The sequence below is a fragment of the Bartonella sp. AP30XZML genome, from assembly GCF_042195945.1.
In the GTDB taxonomy this organism is placed as follows: domain Bacteria; phylum Pseudomonadota; class Alphaproteobacteria; order Rhizobiales; family Rhizobiaceae; genus Bartonella.
Genome location: NZ_JBHIPJ010000118.1, coordinates 123,817 through 145,880 on the forward strand (window position 1 = coordinate 123,817; position 22,064 = coordinate 145,880).

Here is a 22,064-nt window from a genome sequence, read left to right on the forward strand (position 1 = left end):
ACAAAGTTGCAACTTATCTCAAATAATAAAGCCCAGCCTTATATTTCAAAGGCCGGGTTTATCAATTAATCAACACATATGCTGACACTATTTCTTCTTATCATTAACTTCTTCAAAATCAGCATCAACAACATCATCATTCTTTGCCTCTGTTTCAGTGTCAGCGCTCGCTGCTTGTGAGGCTTCGTACATAGCCTGTCCAAGCTTCATACTGACTTCTGCTAATTTTTGCATCTTTGTTGTTACTTCTTCCGTATCACTGCCTTCAAGCGCAGATTTCAAATCAGATATTGCTGTTTCAATCTGTCCCTTTTCTTCAGCTGATACTTTATCGCCATATTCATTGAGCGACTTTTCAGTTGAATGAATAAGAGCCTCCGCTTGATTTCTAGCTTCAACACCTTCACGGCGTTTTTTATCCTCAGCCGCGTGCTCTTCTGCATCCTTTACCATTTTTTCAATATCAGCATCACTTAAACCACCTGATGCCTGAATACGAATTTGATGCTCTTTACCTGTTCCCTTATCTTTGGCCGAAACATTAACAATACCATTCGCATCGATATCAAAAGTAACTTCAATTTGAGGTATACCACGTGGGGCTGGAGGAATACCAACAAGATCAAATTGAGCCAATAACTTATTATCACTTGCCATTTCCCGTTCACCTTGAAAAACACGAATCGTCACAGCACTCTGGTTATCATCAGCTGTCGAAAAAACTTGCGATTTTTTCGTCGGGATAGTGGTATTGCGCTCAATAAGGCGTGTGAAAACCCCACCCAAGGTTTCAATACCCAAAGATAAAGGTGTTACATCTAGCAACAATACATCTTTGACATCGCCTTGCAATACACCTCCTTGGATGGCAGCACCCATTGCGACCACTTCATCAGGATTAACGCCTTTGTGTGGATCCTTACCAAAGAAGCTCTGCACAACTTGCTGAATCTTGGGCATACGCGTCATTCCACCCACTAAAACAACTTCGTCAATCTCACCGGCCTTTAATCCAGCATCTTTCAACGCAGCTTTACAAGGTTCAATGGTACGCTGCACTAAATCGTCAACGAGAGATTCAAATTTTGCCCGAGTCAATTTCATTGTTAAGTGCTTAGGACCTGATTGATCTGCCGTGATAAATGGTAAATTAATTTCTGTTTGCTGTGATGAAGAAAGCTCAATCTTTGCTTTTTCTGCCGCTTCTTTTAAGCGCTGTAAAGCGAGTTTATCATTTTTCAGATCAATTCCTTGCTCTTTTTTGAATTCATCGGCAAAATAACCAACCAAGCGCATGTCAAAGTCTTCACCCCCTAAAAATGTATCCCCATTGGTTGACTTAACCTCAAAAACGCCATCTCCAATTTCAAGGACTGAAATATCAAATGTACCACCACCAAGGTCGTAAACAGCAATTGTTTTTCCGTCCTTTTTGTCCAAACCATAAGCTAAAGCAGCAGCAGTTGGCTCATTAATAATCCGTAAAACTTCAAGTCCAGCAATTTTACCTGCGTCTTTCGTGGCTTGACGTTGCGCATCATTAAAATAAGCAGGAACCGTAATAACGGCTTGTTCAACTTTTTCACCAAGATAAGATTCTGCTGTTTCCTTCATCTTTTGCAAAATCATAGCTGAAATTTGTGACGGAGAATATTTCTTTCCCGCCTCTTCAACCCATGCATCACCATTGTCACCTTTAACAATTTTATAAGGAACAAGCGCTTTATCTTTTTCAACCATAGGGTCATCAAAACGGCGCCCTATCAAACGTTTAACTGCAAAAACTGTCCCTTCAGGATTTGTCACCGCCTGCCGTTTAGCAGGTTGCCCAACAAGCCGCTCCCCCCCATCAGTAAAGGCAACAACGGAAGGTGTTGTTCGCGCTCCTTCTGAGTTTTCAATAACTTTTGCGTTTTTGCCATCCATAACAGCCACACAAGAGTTCGTTGTCCCCAAATCAATACCAATTACTTTTGCCATATTATAATCTCCATTCAGCAAGCTACCTCAACCTTCATAAAGCATCTTTTTAAGATAGCTCCTCATAACACCTAAAGCCCGTATATTGCTTCAAGCAACATAAATAATAATAAACTGCAAGTCGCAACAAGCCTTGCTGCCTCGTATATAAGAACAGGCTTTTATTGCTACAAGAGAATAATGAGAGAAACATCTCCAAAATAAAAAATTTATTTTAAAATAGGCACGCTAATGACCCATAAATACCATATTTATGAGAGACTTGAGAGTATAATATATTTTTCTTGCGATTCTTAAAAAATATATCTTTCTATAAAAATTAAAAAATAAAAGAATGATTGCACTCTCGCTCTTGATCTTCTCATCATTGATAAAATCATACTCACGTAAAAGCTTTTTAAAAGGCGAATAATTTATATCACAAATATTATAAATTTTCCTTGGACTAAAATAGTCATCATATCTAATGCTCATATCAGTAAAGGTATTATCTATCGATCTCCTTTCAAAAATTCTCCTTCTAACGGTCTCATTGTTTGCGGCTTTTGAAATCTGTGCTTTAAATTCACCTAAAGCGTTTTTTCTTAACTGTATAATTTTGAACTTTGAAAATATTAAAAATACCTCTGTATAAACGCTTTAAAATGCCAAGAGCTGTCATAATATTAAAAATTGGTAAAGTGGTTGATGATTGTTCTGTATTATATCTTCATTAAGTAAAATAGTAGTGCATCATAGATTTTATACCATTTGCAAATACTATTTATGAGATGAACACGGAAGCGTTAAGAGGTGTGTTGTCATTGTAAATCTTACTGTCTTCTTTTAAATTTCAAGAATTCTATGATTTTTATATTCAAATCAATTTCATTTTAGCATTTCTTTCTTTTATTTTAAATAAAAGCTCTGCTAAAATAAAAAATATTCAAAGTGTGAATCTTATGAAGGAGGGTAAATCAATGATGACATCTATTATTAAGAAAATAACAAATCTCATCTTTAAGAATATAATACATACACAATATCCATACAAAAAGGTTATCATAAATATCGTGTGTGCTCTTCTCTTTGCTGGTATAACCCTGCCAGCAGGTGCTCAGCAATATAAACTTGGCGACATAGAAATTCTCAATCCTTGGACACGCGAAACACTTAGAGGTATAAGAGTTGGTAGCGGTTATCTCTACATTATTAATCACAGTAATACCCCAGACCGTTTGGTTTCTATTTCCACAAACGGAGTAAAAACAACAGAGATACACTCTATGGCTGTCGTTAATGATATTATGAAAATGGAAAAAATGCACAATGGCATTGAAATTCCGGGAAATGGCGAAATCACGCTTAAGCCTGGCGGTGATCATATTATGTTCATGGGGCTTTCACAACCATTTAAGTTAGGTGATAAAATTAGCGCAAAATTAACATTTGAGAAAGCAGGAACCATTGATGTTGATTTCTCTGTAAACGCTATGAAAGTACCATCACCTTCTAAATCCTCTCCTGTTCACTAAGCTCCTTTTTATTATAAATACACACTTTATAAAATGAAGAAGCGTGAAATTTTTTACGCTTCTTTATTTTTTGTTTAATGCCATCAGTAAAAAATTATCCCCTTTGATGAATTAACTATGGTCAATTTCAGGAATACGTAAAACTTGTCCAGGATAAATTTTATCGGGAGATTTTAGCATTGGCTTATTGGCTTCAAAAATAAATGTGTTTTTATTACCTTGCCCTTTTCCATAAACCTCTTCAGCAATTTTCCAAAGATTATCACCAGATTTAACCTCATAAAAGCGAGAAGTTTTTCTAGGCGTTGTATCTATAACCTTTAATTGATCAACATCTACAGAAGAGATACCTTGTGAATTGCCAACAACCAGCAGTGCTTTTTCAAGTGTTTCCCTATCTGGAACTTCACCGCTTAAAATAGCTTTACCGTCTTCAACTTGAATATTGACTTTTTCTGTACCGAGTTGAAAATGATCAAATGCTCTCTTAAAATCCTTTTCTTTTGGTTCATGGTCCCCAATACCTAATTTTTCCCCTACAGTTTTAATAAAATTAAAAAATCCCATTACGACCTCCTTTCGTGTAGCAGAAACAAATTTTTGTGCATATATTGCCACATTCTTTTCTTTGCTCTTAAAACACATAGGCAGATTTTCTAAACTTCAACAATCAAAACTACATCTGTTCAATTATGAGACAAATACAATAATAAACTTTGTAATAAACCTTGATAAAAAAAGCCTTTATGAAAATTTTCTCTCAAATGAAGGGATCTTAATAGACGTAAAAACATTATAAATTATGAAAGCAAAACAAGATTTTACAGTAATGACAGAAGGTTTTTTACTTTGCTACAATTTGTATCATATTTGTTTTGCAAAAAAAATATGAACTCCCATATAAATAAGTGTGGGTAATTTGCTACCACAGCAATAGAAAGGTCTAAGAAACCATGAAAGATACACCAACAATCACGCAAACGATTGTACTTGTTGATGATGATCGCAATATTTTGACATCTTTATCTTTTGCGCTTGAGACAGAAGGATATCGGGTTGAAAGCTATACAGATGGAGCATCTGCACTCAAGGGTCTCACACTTCACCCTCCACACTTAGCTATTTTTGATATTAAAATGCCCCGAATGGATGGGATGGAACTTTTGCGTCGTTTGCGTCAAAAATCTGATCTTCCAGTTATTTTTCTTACCTCTAAAGATGATGAAATTGATGAATTATTTGGTCTCAAAATGGGAGCTGATGATTTTATTACTAAACCTTTCTCCCAACGTCTTCTTATTGAACGCGTGAAAGCTATTTTACGCCGTTCTAATGCACGTAACCAACCGCTTTCTACAGGAACTTCTTCCACCTCTTCTCTCAAACGCGGAGATCTTGTGATGGATCAAGAACGCCACACCTGTACATGGAAAGATAAACCTGTTATTTTAACCGTTACGGAATTTTTGATTCTGCAAACCTTAGCACAAAGACCAGGAGTTGTAAAAAGTCGTGATGCTTTAATGGATGCTGCTTATAGTGATCAAGTCTACGTAGATGATCGCACCATTGATAGTCACATTAAACGTCTGCGTAAAAAGTTTAAACAAGTGGATGATGATTTTGCAATGATTGAAACACTTTATGGTGTAGGTTATCGTTTCCACGAGGTATAAAACTACTTTGTCGCAAAAATTTGAATGGCAATCAAATCGATGACAGACAATTTTCAACTGGAAACTTTACAAAAAACAACCGTTAATGGTACATCCTCAACGCCATTTCTTATGTTCGCTCGTTTGCATCTTCGAACACACCGTCTCTTTAGACAATTGCTTTTTTCCAGCCTCACACGTCGCATTGTTATATTAAACATTGCTGCTCTTGCCGTTTTAGTTACAGGCATTTTATACCTTAACCAATTTCGCGATGGTTTAATTGAAGCAAAAATCAAAAGTTTATGTACCCAAGGAAAAATTATTGCTGGGGCTATTGCTGCTTCTGCAACAGTAGATACAAATTCTATCCTCATTGACCCTCAAAAACTCTTAGAGTTACAGACTGGTGAAAGCGTTACACCCGCTCCTCAATCAACCGATTCTTGGGATTTTCCTATTAACCCTGAGCAAGTTGCCCCTCTTTTACGGCGTCTTATTACACCTAAAACGACAAGAGCACGTATCTATGATCGTGATGCTACTCTCCTTCTTGATTCGCGCGTTCTTTATTCTAGTGGAGAAGTTTTTAGTTATGATTTACCCCCACTTAAAACAGAACAAAACATGTGGGATCGCCTTACTTCATGGTATTCAAGCGCATTTTATGGCAAAGGTATTGCTCTTGACAGAGAACAAACAAAAACCAGTGGTATTGCTTATCCAGAAGTGTACCGCGCATTAAACGGATCTCTTGCTACGGCTAAAAGACGCAACAGACAAGGGCAATTAATTGTTTCTGTTGCCGTTCCTGTTCAACGCTATCGCGCAGTGGTTGGAGCTCTTCTTCTTTCAACCACTGGTTCCGATATTGATAACATTGTAAAAGGCGAAAGACTGGTTATCTTTAAAGTTTTTGCCGTTGTAGGTAGCGTACTTTTGGTTCTTTCTCTCTTTTTGGCCCATACGATTGCCCATCCATTAAGTAAATTATCTGCCTCGGCTAATCGAGTGCGTAATGGCAATAATCAGCGTGTAGAAATTCCTGATTTTTCAATGCGTGAAGATGAAATTGGTCACCTTTCAACTTCTATTCGTGATATGACTAATGCCCTTTATATGCGTATTGAAGCCATTGAACGCTTTGCTGCTGATGTAAGCCACGAATTAAAAAATCCTCTCACCTCTCTACGCAGTGCTGTTGAAACACTCCCTCTGGCTAAAAATGAAGAAGCACAAGAGAAATTGCTGGAAATTATTCAACATGATGTGCGCCGCCTTGATCGGTTGATTACAGATATTTCTGATGCATCGCGACTCGATGCAGAGCTTGCACGAGAAACCGCAGAGATTGTTGATATGACACCGCTTTTGGAAAGTCTTGTTCATGCTGTTCAGGAAGTGTATCGTAATACGCAAACTATTGATATAAGCCTTAATATTGTCCCACGTCCTCATGGAAAAGCTTATCTTGTATTGGGACATGAACTTCGTTTAGGACAAGTGATTTCAAATCTTCTTGAAAATGCGCGTTCTTTTATTCCTCGGAATCGTGGCAAAATTTGCATTACTATGAAAAGTCATGCTTCAACCCTTATTTTAACCATTGAAGATAATGGCCCAGGTATTCGTTCAGAAAATATTGAACGCATTTTTGAACGTTTTTACACAGATCGACCAAATGAAGATGCTTTTGGACAAAACTCTGGACTTGGCCTTTCTATTAGTCGGCAAATCATCGAAGCTCATAATGGGACAATTACAGCCGAAAATATTATCGATCCTACACTTGGGAAGTGTAAAACTGGTGCACGTTTTACTATTATGCTTCCGCTTGCTAAATAAATCTTTTATCCAAAGTAAAAGGCATGAAAACAAAATGTGAAATACTCCACGCAAATTGCCTTCAACTGGGCGGCAAGGGGCTGTTAATTATAGGTCCATCGGGATCAGGAAAATCAACCATCACCCTTTCTTTGCTTGACCGCGCTGAGTGGTCAAAACGTGAAGCGAAGCTTATCAGTGATGATTATACAATGTTGCGTGCGGAAAATGGAAAGCTTCACGGATACACTCCCGATAATTTAGAGGGCGGCATCGAGATTCGTGGCGTTGGTCTTTATATGATAGAATTTAAAAAGCACACAACTATCGATTGCGTTATTTTTCTCGGTCCGGAATATGAACGTTTTTCCACAAATAAAACTTTTCAATTTGAAAATTTGCACATTCCTCTTTTAAAACTTCCCTCTCTTCGTGAAGCCGATTGTACAGCCATTTGTCAAGCTATTGAAGCATTTTTGTTTAGAAAAATATGGCAAAAATCTGTCTAATTTTTTTCTAAAGATAAAAAAATCACAATTTTTGCCTTTTTTTTGCAAATTTTTCTTGGCAGCAAGATAAAGCCTTGTACAATGTCTTTCCCACCAACTATGGTCGGGTCTTATTAGTTAACAGGAGTTTGCGTAAATGATTGGACTCGTGCTTGTAACGCACGGTGAGCTGGCTATCGAATTTTTACATGCCGTGGAACATGTTGTTGGAGTACAAGAAAAGTTCGCAACAATATGCGTTTATCCCGATGACGATATAGATCAGCGCCGAGGTGATATTATAGCCGCAGTAACCGATACAGATACGGATCATGGCGTCATCATATTAACAGATGTGTTCGGTGGAACACCATCAAATATAGCTATCCCTGCTATTGAAAAAGGACGCGTTGAAATGATTGCGGGTGTTAATTTGCCCATGCTTATTAAACTGATTTCTATTCGCAAATGTCCTGATATTTCATTATCAGACGCGTTAAGAATAGCACAAGAAGCAGGGCGTAAATACATTAATGTACCAAGTATAATTTTATAGCGGATAATAAAATACCAATGTTTTCCAAAGATACCCTCCCATGTATAAGTCGTCATTTCAATATCTGTAATAAACGTGGATTGCATGCACGTGCTTCTGCAAAATTTGTACAAACTGTTGACAATTTTAATGTTACTGTTGAAGTTGAAAAGGACGGAAAAATTGTTGGCGGATCATCAATTATGGGACTTATGATGCTAGCGGCTTCATCCGGTTGCAACCTCACCATTCGTGTTTCAGGACCAGAAGCAACAGATGCTCTTAATGCTCTTGAAAAGCTCATCAATAACAACTTTGGAGAGGAAAACTAGTGCTTTTTTATCATAAACAAGGATGATGATTCTTAGAAAATAGGAACTTTCCATCATTATTTTGAATTTTAATTTCTCTTCCCGCTTTTATACCAATATTCATATCCATTATAGATTGGCATAATTATCATAAATGTAAAAGCTTATAGTAATTTTGTTATGCTCGATTTTTTTCTTCCTTTCCTAACATTATTTGACCAATTTGAATAGTTTTGCGTATTATGGCTATTCCCCGACTTAATCATATAATTAAATTTTTACAGAAAAGAGAACTCTTCACCTTGTATTAAAGTATGCTTTATTTTAGACTAAAGATAAACGTCAAAATAATTTCGCACATCAAAAATCTATCAACTTTTCTTATTTTCTGCTAACTTTGTAGCCTTTATAATACACAAGTAATCTTCCATTGCACATCATTGTGATACAGATCCTGAAAACGCAATTCTTATCAATGTCATAACCATTTCTTAAAACGAATAAGCTTTGTACGCTCATAATTATAGTAAGCATTTTTTAGACATTCTTTTTCTATACTATTGCCTTGTTTTCTGTGATACGTGCCCCGCCCTTATTATCTATATTGCGCTTGAGATAGCATCTTTCATTATAAGGAGATAATATCATGGGTCGTCTATTTAGTGCTCTTCAGATTCCTCAACAAACAACAAAAGCCCTCGTATCATTGCAAAATGGCTTACCAAAAGCGCAATGGATCAACCCGCAAAATTTTCATGTCACCTTATCTTTTTTTGGCGAAGTTGAAAGCTCCTTAGCAGATGAAATTACGCATACCTTTAACACTATAGAACTTCCTTCTTTTACGCTACAGATAAAAGGTTTTGAAGTTTTTGGTTCAGAAAATGCTCCTCATTCTCTTGTGGTTCGCATTGAACCTTGTGAAAAGCTTATTCTTTTACATGAAAAGACGCAATATATCCGGAATAAATTAGAGTTAAAGCCTGATAAAAGACTATTTATTCCGCATATCACTCTTGCACGAATATTTGATATTAATCTTAAAGATCTTTCTTATTATCTATCTTTTCAAGATGATTTTTTTGTTCCTCCTTTTGAGATTGATCATTTTGTTTTATTGTTATCGGCCTCTCCCTTAAATAAGGCTCCCTATATTGTAAAAGGAAGTTGGGCGCTTCAAAGATAAAAGGGTGTTTATAACACCCTTTAAAAACCCTTTAAGAAAAGACTTCATATATGTGTGATTGCAGGGAATACTGCATTTTATGTTAGAGATTTATTATTGATGTGTTTTAAGCCGAATCAGCTTCAACAGAAGCTTCTTTTGCTCCTCCTTTAGCTACACCCACTATAGCTGGACGCAGCACCCTTTCCCCGATAATATAACCTGCCTGAACCACTTGTTGAACAGTATTATCTGGAACATCAGCATTGGGAATTTCAAACATCGCTTGATGAAAGTGAGGATCAAATTTTTGCCCCTCTGGATGAATTTTTTGCACCCCATGACGTTCTAATGCTGCCATCATGGCACGTTCAGTCATTTCAACGCCTTCTGCCAATGATTTCAAACCAGCATCACTCTCCCGTGCACCTTCTGGAATAGCTTCCAAAGCACGATTGAGATTGTCAGAAACCGATAACATATCCCGTGCAAAATTAGCAATGGAATAAGCCTTTGCATCCGCCACATCTCGCATAGTACGGCGTCGAAGATTTTCCATATCTGCAACAAGACGTAAAAGTTGATCTTTCAATTCTTTATTTTCATCCTGCAAAGACGCTAAAAGATCACTAATCTCATTGCTTTCTGTTTCAACGACTTCGTGTTCCTCTGTTTTATGTGTTTTTAAAAATTCATCGGCTGCCTGTTTAAGTGTATTACGATCAGCTGGATTTTTTAAATCACAATTTTCAAATGAAGCGTCAGTAAATTTGTTTTTTTCATCAGACATAAAAATTTTATTCCTTCATAAGATTCGTTATTCTCGATATCGAAATTCTACAGACAAAAATCAAGGGGTATCGATGTATATAATACAATGAGCTTTTATAGTACAAATACTTACTTGCATCGTTTTAACGCAATAACTGTGACACAAGTTGAGCTGTATAATCAACCATGGGCACGATCCTTGCATAATTAAGCCGTGTAGGACCAATAACACCTAAAGCACCAATGACTCTTTGTTGTGAATCACGATAAGGTGCTACAACTAAAGAAGAACCAGAAAGTGAAAATAACTTATTTTCTGAACCAATAAAAATTCTAACCCCAGAACCTTCATCCGTTAAATCGAGAAGCTGTGCCATACTCTCACGCGTTTCAAGATCATCAAACAAATGGCGTAATCGTTCTAAATCTTCTTCTGCTTTCACATCTTCAAGTAAATTGCTACGCCCGCGAACAATGAGGTGTATTTTATGATCAGCACCTTCTCCTCCCCAAAGAGCTAATCCCGTTTCAACAAGATGATGCGATAAATCATCAAGTGCAGCCCGTGTTTCTGCGCATAAGCGGGCAATTTCCCCTTTAGCTTCACTCAATGTACGCCCTTGGATATGGGCATTGAGAAAATTCATTGCTTCCGTCAATTGTGCATGAGTAACCCCTTCTGGTAAATGAACAATACGATTTTCAACTTCACCTTGTTGAGTCACCAAAACGGCAAGAGCGTGCTCCCTATCAAGGCGCACAAATTCAATATGTTTCAATGTTCCTTCTTGTTTTGTTGCTAAAACAAGCCCTGCCCCACGTGAAAGATCTGAAAGAACTCGGCTTGCTTGAACAAGAAAATGTTCAACCGATTGTGCATGACCAGCCTCTTTGACTTGCATTTCAATATTTTCTCGCTCTTCGTTTGGCAAATCACCCGCTTCCATAAATGCATCAACAAAAAAGCGTAAACCTGATTGTGTTGGCATTCGACCCGCAGAAACATGTGGTGCATAAATCAAACCGAGATGTTCAAGATCACTCATCACATTGCGAATCGTCGCAGGCGATAATGTCTGTTGTAAAAGCCGCGAAAGATTACGTGATCCTACAGGTTCACCATCATTAAGATAAGCTTCAACAATATGGCGAAAAATATCACGCGAACGTTCATCAAGATATTTTAGTTCATTATCAATAGTTTTGTGCTTCATCACAATTGTTTCACTACTTTTAAAATCCTCATCTCTTATATAAGTTTTGCCAAGGTTTGGTCAAATAGTCTAAAGTAGTATAAAAACATATTATCCTATTGAGCTGTAAAATGCTACCTTTCAGAGTGATGCTTGATAAATTACGCGGGAAATATTTTTTTGTTAGAGTGTGTGAGAAATATTTAAGATTAAGAGTTGATCTGTAAAGTGGTCTGCTGTAGGGACTTGTCAAGAGAATCTAGATTGATTAAAAACCGCTGTAAATAGAAAATTTCACCCTTTAGAGCAAGCAGAAAATTGGAAATTTACCATAAAATGCTATCATAAAAAAGACATGTCTTTCTTATCTTTGCAAGATTATCTTCGTGCAAGATAAAAATTTTTATTGGAATAAAATATCATAAAACGTGTAAAATAATCATATCATGTAAAATCAAGCAGAATGTGTGTGTATGAGCATTTAAACCGGTTTTTAGCACAAAAATAATTCCCCTTTCATTTTTGGAGAAATCTATATGAGAAGCATAGCAGATAAAAAACTTGTCATTGCTACACATAACACCGGAAAATTGCATGAAATCACTACTTTAATTACGCCTTTCGGTTTAATAATACAATCGGCAAAAGAACTGGGCTTGCCAGAACCAAAAGAAACGGGAAAAACATTTGAAGAAAATGCTTATATTAAAGCTTTTTCAGCAGCAAAAAAAACAGGACTTCCTGCACTCTCTGATGATTCAGGCTTAGAGGTAGATGCATTGGAGGGTGCGCCAGGCGTTTATACCGCTGATTGGGCAATTCAAGCCGATGGTACACGTAATTTTCCAAAAGCTATGAAAAAAATAGAAAATGAACTCCAAAAAGTCGGAGCACGAGAAAAAAGTCAACGGAAATGCCGTTTTATATCAATCATTTGCATTGCATGGCCTGATGCTCATGCAGATTACTTCCGCGGATGCGTTGAAGGAACGTTCATTTGGCCTCCACGGGGAGACAAAGGCTTTGGTTTTGATCCTATTTTTTTACCCGATGGATATGAAAATACCTTTGGAGAAATGTCAACAGAGCAAAAACACAACTGGAAACGTAATGATCTTCCCCCTCTTTCGCATCGCGCACGTGCTTTCAAACTTTTGGCAGAAAACCTTTTAGCATTCTCATGAATGAACCTTTCGGCATTTACATTCATTGGCCCTTTTGTGCAGCTAAATGTCCTTATTGTGACTTTAATTCGCATGTTCGCATCCATGGTGTTGATCAACCACGTTTTGTCACCGCCTTTAAGCGCGAAATAGAAACGCAATACCACAAAATAGGCCCACGCCATATTACAAGTATTTTTATTGGTGGAGGAACCCCTTCTCTTATGGAGCCACAGACTGTCGATGCCCTATTGCAAGCACTTGCAAAAAAATGGGTAGTCGATGATAAAATTGAAATTACATTAGAAGCCAATCCATCCAGTGTGGAAGCAGAGCGCTTTCGTGGATACCGTGCGGCAGGTGTTAATCGCTTATCTCTAGGAATACAAGCGCTCAATGATAAAGCATTGCGCAAACTTGGCCGACTCCATAATGTGGAACAAGCTCTTTGCGCCATTACTTTAGCACGGAAAATTTTTCCACGTTTATCCTTTGATCTCATTTATGCCCGTCCCGAACAAACCCTTGAACAATGGAAATCTGAACTTGTACAAGCAATTGATTTAGCAGCGGACCATCTTTCTCTTTATCAATTGACAATCGAAGAAGGAACTGCCTTTAAACGGCTTCATGATGCAGGAAGACTTATCCTTCCCCCATCAGAGCTAGCAGCAGATCTGTATCATCTTACTCAAGAAATAACGGCACTAAATGGACTTCCTGCCTATGAAATCTCAAACCATGCAATGCCCGGTGCCGAATCAGCACACAATCTTCTTTATTGGCGTTATCACCAATATGCAGGCTTTGGTCCAGGAGCACATGGACGTTTCATTGAGCACACACCGAATCATTCCTCTTTCTGTTCAAAAACATTGTCATCACACCTTGAAAACCGCGAACGTTATGTCACAATAAATGAAAAGCATCCCGAACAGTGGCTTAATTTGGTAGAAACAACAGGACATGGCTGTATTGAAACGGAACATTTAACCACTGAACAACAGGCAAATGAAATGCTCCTTATGGGATTACGCCTTTGCGAAGGCTTAGAACTTATACGCTATGAAACCTTAAGCCCTAAACACATTCCAATGGAAAAACTGATCGATTTACAACACCAAGAATTGATAGAAATGGTGGATAACCAACGCTTAAAAGCAACAACCAAAGGACGTATTGTTCTTGATCACATCATCAGCCAACTCGCAAACTAAAGTTTTTATAACAACATACTTATTTTAATCATAATTATCATTTTTCACAGCAAAGGTGAGATTAGAATATCGTGAGATTCTCTCATTTCAAAACTATTTATAGCAAGTTAGTTACCGCCATTTGCTTACACCTTAAAAAGGGAGAAGCATGTGGATAAAAACTATAAAAAAGGAGTAAAAAGGCCTCTGATGAACACTCTTAAATGCTAAAAGCTATTGCAATATTTTGAGCTAGAAAGTGTATGGTGGTCTAACTTTCTTTTTCATAAACGCAAAGATGGTGAGGCACTGTAGACTTTATACGCTTCACGGAAAATTTTATACTACACTATTCATAAGCACCGTAGTGGCATAAATGTGATAAACATTGAGAAAATTTCTTTAAAACAATTACGTGAATGCATAATACGATAATGTATTGTTCTTTATGAAATCGTGGCACCATTTAAAGAACCAGAGAAATAAGCATGAAACCATGTATCAATCTCTAATTATTTAAAAAGATATTACTCTAGTTACTTTTGAAAACCGTAAAACCGAATAAAAAAAGGAGAGTAAAAAAGCACGCTGATTTTCACCTTTATACCTTTTATATTTTCCCTCAATGAGGTTGTATGTCTGTTTCAGAGATTATAAAAAATAGATATACACAATACTTTTATCCTATTCTGGCATATAAAAGCTGTTGTCGCAAAAAATACTGAACCAATATTTATTTGAGATACGCGGCTGTATGATTGGTGTTGATTTATAGATAACAGCAACATCATGAGCTTTATTACACAAATAATGCACTCAAATGGCAAATATACCAAAGATGAATCGAGATTGCTTTGTTAGCGAGCGAAATGACATTAATCCCATATAATTTCACTTGTATGCGTACATGCTTATGAGTATCTATACGCGTCCTTTAAGGTTATTTTATTAAAAAATTGAGAATAATACTAGGACAATCCTTGGCTAAAGAAGTCAACGTGATGCTACAAAAGAATTTCTGTGTACCTTTATCATAACCAATATTAAAGCTGATTAAATAAGCTCACCTTCTATCTCGTAATGATATTGCAACGGAAGTTCTTGGGGACAAAAAAAGCAGAGCGAAATATATGAAATAAAATAAACTTAAAGCGCTTTTCCTATAGTCTTTATTCTAAGAGAGTCTAATTGAAATAAGAGGTACCTTTTGTGAGAGCTCAGAAACCATATTAAAACATGAGCTGTGAATGAGCGCATTTATGTTGTACAAACTTTTTACAATAGCAGCATGTTTTTGTGTGTCTTCATGGCTTCAACCTGTCACTACACAATGATGATATAATATTCATTGTTTTCCATATATGATTGCACTGCCTTTCTACACCTTAAAGAACGAATATTTTCAATCCAATATGATCTAAATAGTTCTGCTTCTTCAAGCAGTCCTCTTTTGGCTTTCCAATTATGTAATTCAATTAACTAAAGATTCTACAGACAAGAATCCCAACTTAAGAATATTCATCACTTACTCTAAAACCACTTAATATATTAAGTTTTACGGAACTCGCATCACCATACCTTAAATGGTAATATCTTATGGCACAACAAGATAAAAGTATTTTTGAACCAGCAATCTTTTCTTTATGAAAAAAAATCAATAATAAAACGCTCATAAATAGTAGTAAGAGTTTCCACTGCATCAAGGGACACACACTCATCTACCATATGCATCGTTTGCCCTGGTAAGCCGAATTCAACCACTGGGCAATAATCCTTAATAAATCGCGCATCCGAACTACCACCTGAAGTGGAACATTCTGGTATATTCCCTGTTACACTTTTAATAGCATTGGATAAAGTTTGAATAAGTTTATCATTTTTGGTTAAAAAAACATCCCCTAAACTTGGAATCCATTCAAGCTGATAAGAGGGATATTGGTCACCATTGTTTTTTGATTGCACCAAAGCAAGACGCTTTTCAATTTCCTCCACCAGTGTTTCTTTTGTCCAAAGATCATTGTAGCGTATATTAAAACGAACTGTTGTCTGCGCTGGGATAATATTGACTGTTAAATTACCGGTATCGATGCTTGTTAGCTCTAGATTACTAGGTTGAAAATTCTCTGTCCCTTTATCTAAAGCAGTTTGTGTCAATGCTTGAATAAGCTTACTTGCCAAAGGCAAGGGATTAGCAGCCGGCTCTGGAAAAGCAACATGACCTTGGCGACCCTTCACGGTAATAATACCAGAAATCGATCCGCGGCGACCAATTTTGATAATATCACCAACAGTCTTTACGCTTGTTGGTTCCCCCACAAGAGCCGCAGTCCATTTTTCACCTTTTTTTTCTGCCCATTTGAGAAGTTTTACCGTACCATTAACAGCAGGCCCCTCTTCATCACCAGTAATTAAAAGGCTTACCCTTCCTTTAATGGATCGTTTCTCAAGAACTCGCGCTAGAGCCGCAATAAAACAAGCGATTCCACCCTTCATATCAACAGCACCCCGCCCATATAATTTTCCTTGATCTATGACAGCTTCAAAAGGTGGATAAGTCCAATCTTCCAATGCACCTGGCGGTACGACATCCGTATGACCCGCAAACATAAGATGGGGTCCTTCACTTCCCATTTTTGCATAAAGATTTTCAACATTGTCTGTATTTTTATCCGTAAAAATAGGGCGCTCGACATGAAATCCCATTTTTTTCAAAAATTGTTCCAAAGTTGATAACGCCCCTGCTTCATGAGGTGTAACAGAAGGACAACGAATAAGTGCCTGTAATAGCTGAAGTGGATCTGTAAGAACAGACATAAAAAACCTTCCCATTTTTTATAAGTCATCGGAACTTAGGGTTATTACGCTGAATTACAAAAAAGATAAAGTAAAAACATTGAAGACACTCAGCAAACCAAGCAGGGGAGAACAATCGTGCTGAGAGCTTCAATGGCTTCCTCATTATACATGAGCAAGATACATGAGCAAGCACACACACAACAAAACACTCAACAAAAAGTTCCGTTAAATATTGCCTTCATTTGAAAGTTTTTACGCCTCTAAATTATATGAATCAAAATTAATTGCATGCAGTCTAGGAGCATTTTCTTTCAACCAAGCACGATATGTTTTACTATCAGGACATAGCTCTTCACAAAGAGCCCAAAATCTTGGCCCATGATTCATTTCAATAAGATGAGCAACTTCATGAGCAACAACATATTCCACAACTTCTTTTGGCGCCATAATAAGGCGCCAAGAAAAAGAAAGACGCTTATCTATTGAACAAGAGCCCCAACGACTTCTCGTATCTTTATAACAAATGGATTTGACTTTACGCTCTACCTGATGAGCATAATGTGCCACCAAAGGCGTTATAATAAGCGCCGCTTGTTTTTTTAAAACGTCAGCAATGCGTCTTGGAAGATATTCTAATTGACCATAAACAATAATTTCAGGCCCTTGCTCCGCATCTGCTGTAATGATTTCTGTTACTCCACGTCCCTCTCTATGTTTTATGGTATGAGAAACACCCAATAAGGGAATTGTCGCCCCCTCTTTGAGATAAGCATTTTTATGAGAGATTTGTACATGAGCAAGACGTGCCTCAATCCAAGATCGATGCTTTTCAATAAAATTTTCAACCGCATAGAGATTTATTGCTGGTGGTGTTGTTACACAAATCTCCTGACTTCTGGCATCAATACGTAAGGTAAGACGGCGCGCATACTTATTTTCCCGCACCCGTACAGGTACAGAGCGCTCAGAAAAAATAAAATGCTGTTTAGAAATGCTCATATATTTTTATCTTCATCAATAAATGTACCCCTTACTTTGCATTAATCTGATTAATAAAAGATCTCAATACTGTTTCAAGGCAATCTAAATCTTGTGGACGAGAAAAGCGATGATCTGCATCACGAACAAGTGTCAATGTTACATCATGGAGAGGTAAATGATCAAGTAAAGTCAATGTATGCTGATAGGGAATATCTTCATCTTCCATCCCTTGTAGAATATGGACTGGACACCCAACATCAATGCATCCTTTCATAACACAATTTTCGCGCCCATCTTCAATCAATGTTTTTGTAAAGGGCATTGGCTCTGTATCATCAACTGCAGGTCGTTCAATATAGCCTTTCTCCTCCAAAATCTTCCATTCTTCTGGGCCTAATTTTGGTTCCACCAATGTTTGTGTAAAATCAGGTGCTGGAGCAATCAATACCATGCCAGCAAGCTTCTTATTTTTCTGTGCTAGCATCATAGCAAGCCTTAGCGCAATCCACCCACCCATAGAGGAACCAATCAAAATTTGTGGACCCTCACAATAGGTTTCAAAAGTCGCTAAACTTTCCTTAACCCAACGCGAAATTGTTCCTTGAAAAAAATCACCTTCAGATTCTCCATGTCCAGAATAATCAAAACGTAAACAAGACAAATCATTCTTCTGAGCAAACTGATCAACTAACGTTGCCTTACTTCCTAACATATCGGATTGATAGCCAGGAAGCCAAACCAAACCTGGAGATTGGCGCCCCTTGCGATAGCGTACTGCAAGTGCGGTGTTCTCAAATGAAAAAAACTGACAAGGAATATTTTGATCCATGATTCTTTATCCTCCATAAAATAATTTCTTTAAATTAAGAGAAAAACTTTTATAATCTAAATCATCCCAAAAAGTAATAAATCAAATAATGAAAATAACACGAATTATAGTTGTTTTTAGGTACATAATTGTATATTAAATTAACTGTAGTTGAATCAAAATTTAAGGAGCATAAACCATTCGTAAACCGTTTAAAATGACACCTACCCAAAAAGACGGACCACGTTCAAATCAGGATATTCGGGTACCTCATGTTCAGCTTATCAATGATGAGGGACAACATCAGGGAGTTGTTTCGATACAAGAAGCTCTTGCTATGGCTGCAGATGCGGGACTTGATTTGGTTGAAATTGTACCAAATGCGGAGCCACCTGTATGTAAAATCATCGATTTGGGAAAATTAAAATATCAAACCCAAAAAAAAGCTGCTGAAACACGTAAGAAGCAAAAAGTCATCGAAATCAAAGAGATTAAGATGCGCCCAAATGTTGATGTCCATGATTATGGAGTCAAACTCAAGGCTGTTCATCGCTTTATTGATCATGGTGATAAAGTAAAGATTACTTTGCGTTTTCGTGGTCGTGAGATGGCTCACCAAGATCTTGGATTAAAGCTTCTTCAGCGTGTGAAAGAAGATACAAGTGAAATTGCCAAAATCGAATTGGAGCCAAAGCTTGAAGGCCGGCAAATGATGATGGTGATAGCACCTAAATAGTTTTGCATTGGAATAATATTCGCATGCAATTCATCAAAATGATGTGTATAGTATTATTTAGAAGCACCACATAGAGTTTTTGTGGTGCTTTTAAGGTTTTATAAATGTGTATAAATCCTTTTAAGAGTTTAATAATGCTTGATCGATTTATAAGAAGAATTCATTATTTTGCATATTAAATGAGAAAACTCAAACATCGTAAGGTCTTCTTATTTCAAGCTCTCTGTATCATGCAATGCGGCAAAATTGTTTGCTTACACATCACAAATGGAGATGATACATAAAAATTATCAAAAAAGCAGAAATGTTTTTTGTGAACTATTTCAAGTGCCAAAGACTATCACAATATGGAAATTGATAAATACAATAGTGAAACTTGCCGGTACCTTTTATTGAAAACTAAAAATAATGATGAACAACGAATTTTCGTTATACCTTTCACAGAAACTTTGCACTACATTCTTCACTCTCACCATCGTGAAATTGATGTGATGAACCTTGAAAGAAAAAGCTATTTTTGTAAAAAAGATTAAGGGGCTTCTTAATTAAGAGTGTTTCAATCTTGCATAAAATAATGAGAGAATATAGAAGCTCTTCATGGCTAAAAAACAAATTTCCTCTTTTGACAAACATCTTATTATCCGCCTTTTGCGAGAAAATTTTCGTAAACATATGCGTTGGTATAGTGCGGCTATCTTCTCAATGATCATCATTTCTTGTACCACAGCAACCAGTGCATGGATTATGCGGGATGTTGTTAATCAGATTATTGATGCACAAAATTTTCCTATGATTGTTTTGATTTCTAGCTTCATTGCTTTTATCTTTATTCTCAAAGGAGTTGCAACTTTTTTCCAAACTTACTTTCTAAACAAAGCAGGCAATAGTATCATTGCTGAACAACAGCGTAAAATTTTTGCACGACTTATGGAACAAGGAGTCTCTTTTTATCATAATAACACTTCATCTGATCTTCTTGTTCGTGTAACTCATAATGCGACAGCCGTACGTAATATAATTGATACTATTATCACAACTTTTGTACGTGATTTGCTTTCCGTTAGTGGTCTGTTGCTTGTCATGTTCATTCAAAACTTTGTGTTAATCTCCATTACTTTAATCGTAGGACCACTAGCTTTTTTAGGCGTTCGAATGGCTTTAAAACGCGTTCGCAGCTTGATGGAAAAAGAGCTCCTTTCACTTGGTGAAATTATCAAAATCGTACAGGAAACGGCTGTTGGTATTCGAATCATCAAGGCCTTTTCACTAGAAGAAGTCATGAAAAAACGGATGGACAAAGCCATTTGTGATGTTGAAAAACAAACAAACAGTATTGCAACACTCGAAGCTATTACCAATCCAATTATGGAAACACTCACGGGTGTTGCCATTGCAGGTATTATTTGTTTTTCCGGTTATCTTGCAACCCAACGCGCAGGTGTTCAAGGTGAATTTATGTCCTTTATTGTTGCTTTACTTTTAGCTTATGAACCCGCAAAAAGACTAGCAAATGTACGTGTTAAAATTGAATCTGGCTTGGTCAATATCCGTACGATGTTTGAAATACTCGATTGTCCCCTTACAGTTGTAGAACATAAAGAAGCTAAAGATCTGAATAAAACGCAAGGAACTATTCGTTTCGAACATGTTTCTTTTGCATACACTAATAACAAAATGATATTGAAAGACATCAACCTAGAAATAGAAGCCGGAAAAATGACAGCATTGGTGGGACCATCCGGTTCGGGAAAATCAACCCTTATCAACCTTATTATGCGCCTCTATGACCCCACAAAAGGACGCATATTGATTAATGATCAAGACATTCGCTACACAACATTTCGCTCTCTGAGAAACCTGATGGCCTATGTAGGACAGGATACTTTTCTCTTTCAAGGAACTGTTAAATATAATATCGGACTTGGAAAAGAAGGAGCTAGTGATGACGAAATTATCGAAGCAGCAAAAGCAGCAAATGCTCATGACTTTATTATGAGTTTGTCAAATGGTTATGATACACAGATAGGTGATAATGGCTGTAATCTTTCAGGGGGGCAAAAACAACGACTCGCTATCGCTAGAGCAATGATTCACGATAGTGAAATTCTGATTCTTGATGAAGCAACGAGTGCGCTCGATTCACACACCGAAGCACAAATTAATGAAGCTATTCATCACCTTACTAAAGGACGCACAACGATCATTATTGCTCATCGCCTTTCAACGATTGCTCGTGCTCATAAAATTGTGGTCATACAAAATGGACAACTAATTGAACAAGGTACTCAAAAAGAATTGCTAGCAAAAGAACATGGGTTTTATAAAAAACTTCATAATATCCAGTTCAAAAAACATACCTCCTAATTTCTAGATCCTTAAATAAAATTTGAAATAAAAAATGGATAGAAGGTAATGCTCCATTTATAAAAAAGACTTGTTACCAAGAAAAAGCATTACTTTAATCAAAGTTTGCGAAGAATTTATGGTTTATTGAAAATAAACTTCTTGGATTTAAATGAAAACTTTACTCGCTATTTTGTTGAATGCAATTGACTTTAACCATGAAATTTCAAAAACCCCTTCCCTTCCTCAAATAAGTGTTGAAACATTCATAAGTGTTGTGAATCCTGAAAGAGAGAGCATCAAGGTTTGAAAAAATTATCGCGGATGATAATGAATCTGGATCAATACAACCTTTATCCGTGTTTATCCCTGCACTGATAATTTTTTTCTCCACACAACTTTTAAAGGACAAAGACTCTACCCAATCTGATCTGTAAACAATCTAGATTTTTATTGAGCTCATTCCACTTGATAACAACTTATGTGATTCACTTATACAAGGCTTACCCTAAATATTCACCACGTGCTTTCAGAATACTGTGTCAAAAAGGCTTACATACCTTATATCACCACACCTCAAATGTCGGTCTTTTATGGTACAACAG

At 36.8% G+C, this 22,064-nt stretch carries 18 protein-coding genes; 11 read left to right on the forward strand and 7 right to left on the reverse strand.

The genetic code is table 11. The features are described from left to right. Nucleotides 1-87: 87 nt before the first annotated feature. Nucleotides 88-1,980 (reverse strand): molecular chaperone DnaK, encoded by a 1,893-nt coding sequence (gene dnaK, locus ACFIL2_RS09705; RefSeq protein WP_273790233.1) that lies wholly within the window; start codon nt 1,978-1,980, stop codon nt 88-90. A gap of 959 nt (nt 1,981-2,939) precedes the next feature. Between dnaK and ACFIL2_RS09710 the strand changes: the two genes are divergently transcribed. Further along, complete coding sequence (locus tag ACFIL2_RS09710; protein WP_375633676.1) at nt 2,940-3,494, forward strand: copper chaperone PCu(A)C; 555 nt, start codon at nt 2,940-2,942, stop codon at nt 3,492-3,494. 111 nt (nt 3,495-3,605) lie between these two features. Here ACFIL2_RS09710 and lysM read toward each other — a convergent pair whose 3' ends face one another. Then, nucleotides 3,606-4,061: a peptidoglycan-binding protein LysM gene (gene lysM, locus ACFIL2_RS09715; protein WP_375606145.1), complete on the reverse strand. Its 456-nt coding sequence runs from the start codon at nt 4,059-4,061 to the stop codon at nt 3,606-3,608. Between the two features lie 386 nt (nt 4,062-4,447). Here lysM and ACFIL2_RS09720 point away from each other — a divergent pair, with 386 nt between their 5' ends. From ACFIL2_RS09720 to thpR, 6 genes are all read left to right on the forward strand, one after another. Then, nucleotides 4,448-5,170, forward strand: a complete 723-nt coding sequence (locus ACFIL2_RS09720) for a response regulator transcription factor (protein WP_005774392.1) — start codon at nt 4,448-4,450, stop codon at nt 5,168-5,170. Between the two features lie 39 nt (nt 5,171-5,209). After that, nucleotides 5,210-6,994 carry a stimulus-sensing domain-containing protein gene (locus ACFIL2_RS09725; protein WP_375680123.1) on the forward strand — a complete coding sequence of 595 codons (1,785 nt, stop codon included), beginning with the start codon at nt 5,210-5,212 and terminating at the stop codon, nt 6,992-6,994. Nucleotides 6,995-7,017: 23 nt separating this feature from the next. Continuing rightward, nucleotides 7,018-7,482 carry an HPr kinase/phosphatase C-terminal domain-containing protein gene (locus tag ACFIL2_RS09730; protein WP_375612806.1) on the forward strand — a complete coding sequence of 155 codons (465 nt, stop codon included), beginning with the start codon at nt 7,018-7,020 and terminating at the stop codon, nt 7,480-7,482. Nucleotides 7,483-7,618: 136 nt separating this feature from the next. Beyond that, complete coding sequence (locus ACFIL2_RS09735) at nt 7,619-8,017, forward strand: PTS sugar transporter subunit IIA (protein WP_375680122.1); 399 nt, start codon at nt 7,619-7,621, stop codon at nt 8,015-8,017. A 17-nt stretch (nt 8,018-8,034) separates the two neighbouring features. Next, nucleotides 8,035-8,328, forward strand: a complete 294-nt coding sequence (locus ACFIL2_RS09740) for an HPr family phosphocarrier protein (RefSeq protein ID WP_012754483.1) — start codon at nt 8,035-8,037, stop codon at nt 8,326-8,328. 625 nt (nt 8,329-8,953) lie between these two features. Then, the gene (gene thpR / locus ACFIL2_RS09745; RefSeq protein WP_375680121.1) at nt 8,954-9,493 is read left to right on the forward strand and encodes an RNA 2',3'-cyclic phosphodiesterase; all 540 of its coding nucleotides are present in this window, start codon (nt 8,954-8,956) and stop codon (nt 9,491-9,493) included. A gap of 106 nt (nt 9,494-9,599) precedes the next feature. Here the strand turns inward: thpR and grpE are convergent, their stop codons facing one another. Further along, on the reverse strand, nt 9,600-10,262 hold the full coding sequence (gene grpE / locus ACFIL2_RS09750) for a nucleotide exchange factor GrpE (protein ID WP_375661980.1): 663 nt from the start codon (nt 10,260-10,262) through the stop codon (nt 9,600-9,602). 124 nt (nt 10,263-10,386) lie between these two features. Beyond that, nucleotides 10,387-11,457: a heat-inducible transcriptional repressor HrcA gene (gene hrcA / locus ACFIL2_RS09755; protein ID WP_375633672.1), complete on the reverse strand. Its 1,071-nt coding sequence runs from the start codon at nt 11,455-11,457 to the stop codon at nt 10,387-10,389. A gap of 515 nt (nt 11,458-11,972) precedes the next feature. On the opposite strand from hrcA, the gene rdgB reads away from it, so the two are divergent. Together rdgB and hemW are read left to right on the forward strand one after the other, a co-directional pair. Beyond that, complete coding sequence (gene rdgB, locus ACFIL2_RS09760; protein WP_375617491.1) at nt 11,973-12,620, forward strand: RdgB/HAM1 family non-canonical purine NTP pyrophosphatase; 648 nt, start codon at nt 11,973-11,975, stop codon at nt 12,618-12,620. Then, a complete protein-coding gene (hemW, locus tag ACFIL2_RS09765) occupies nt 12,617-13,816 on the forward strand; it encodes a radical SAM family heme chaperone HemW (protein ID WP_375639503.1) in 1,200 nt (399 codons plus the stop codon). The genes rdgB and hemW overlap by 4 nt, the downstream gene beginning before the upstream one ends. Nucleotides 13,817-15,436: 1,620 nt before the next feature. Here the strand turns inward: hemW and dapE are convergent. The 3 genes from dapE to ACFIL2_RS09780 all read right to left on the reverse strand — a co-directional run bounded on the left by dapE (nt 15,437) and on the right by ACFIL2_RS09780 (nt 18,401). After that, nucleotides 15,437-16,609 carry a succinyl-diaminopimelate desuccinylase gene (gene dapE, locus ACFIL2_RS09770; RefSeq protein WP_375680120.1) on the reverse strand — a complete coding sequence of 391 codons (1,173 nt, stop codon included), beginning with the start codon at nt 16,607-16,609 and terminating at the stop codon, nt 15,437-15,439. 234 nt (nt 16,610-16,843) lie between these two features. Beyond that, on the reverse strand, nt 16,844-17,590 hold the full coding sequence (locus ACFIL2_RS09775; RefSeq protein ID WP_375639501.1) for a M48 family metallopeptidase: 747 nt from the start codon (nt 17,588-17,590) through the stop codon (nt 16,844-16,846). A gap of 31 nt (nt 17,591-17,621) precedes the next feature. Next, nucleotides 17,622-18,401: an alpha/beta hydrolase gene (locus ACFIL2_RS09780; protein WP_375633669.1), complete on the reverse strand. Its 780-nt coding sequence runs from the start codon at nt 18,399-18,401 to the stop codon at nt 17,622-17,624. 196 nt (nt 18,402-18,597) lie between these two features. On the opposite strand from ACFIL2_RS09780, the gene infC reads away from it, so the two are divergent. After that, nucleotides 18,598-19,116 (forward strand): translation initiation factor IF-3, encoded by a 519-nt coding sequence (infC, locus tag ACFIL2_RS09785; protein ID WP_375617486.1) that lies wholly within the window; start codon nt 18,598-18,600, stop codon nt 19,114-19,116. Nucleotides 19,117-19,713: 597 nt separating this feature from the next. Beyond that, a complete protein-coding gene (locus tag ACFIL2_RS09790; RefSeq protein ID WP_375617485.1) occupies nt 19,714-21,480 on the forward strand; it encodes an ABC transporter ATP-binding protein in 1,767 nt (588 codons plus the stop codon). Nucleotides 21,481-22,064: the final 584 nt, after the last annotated feature.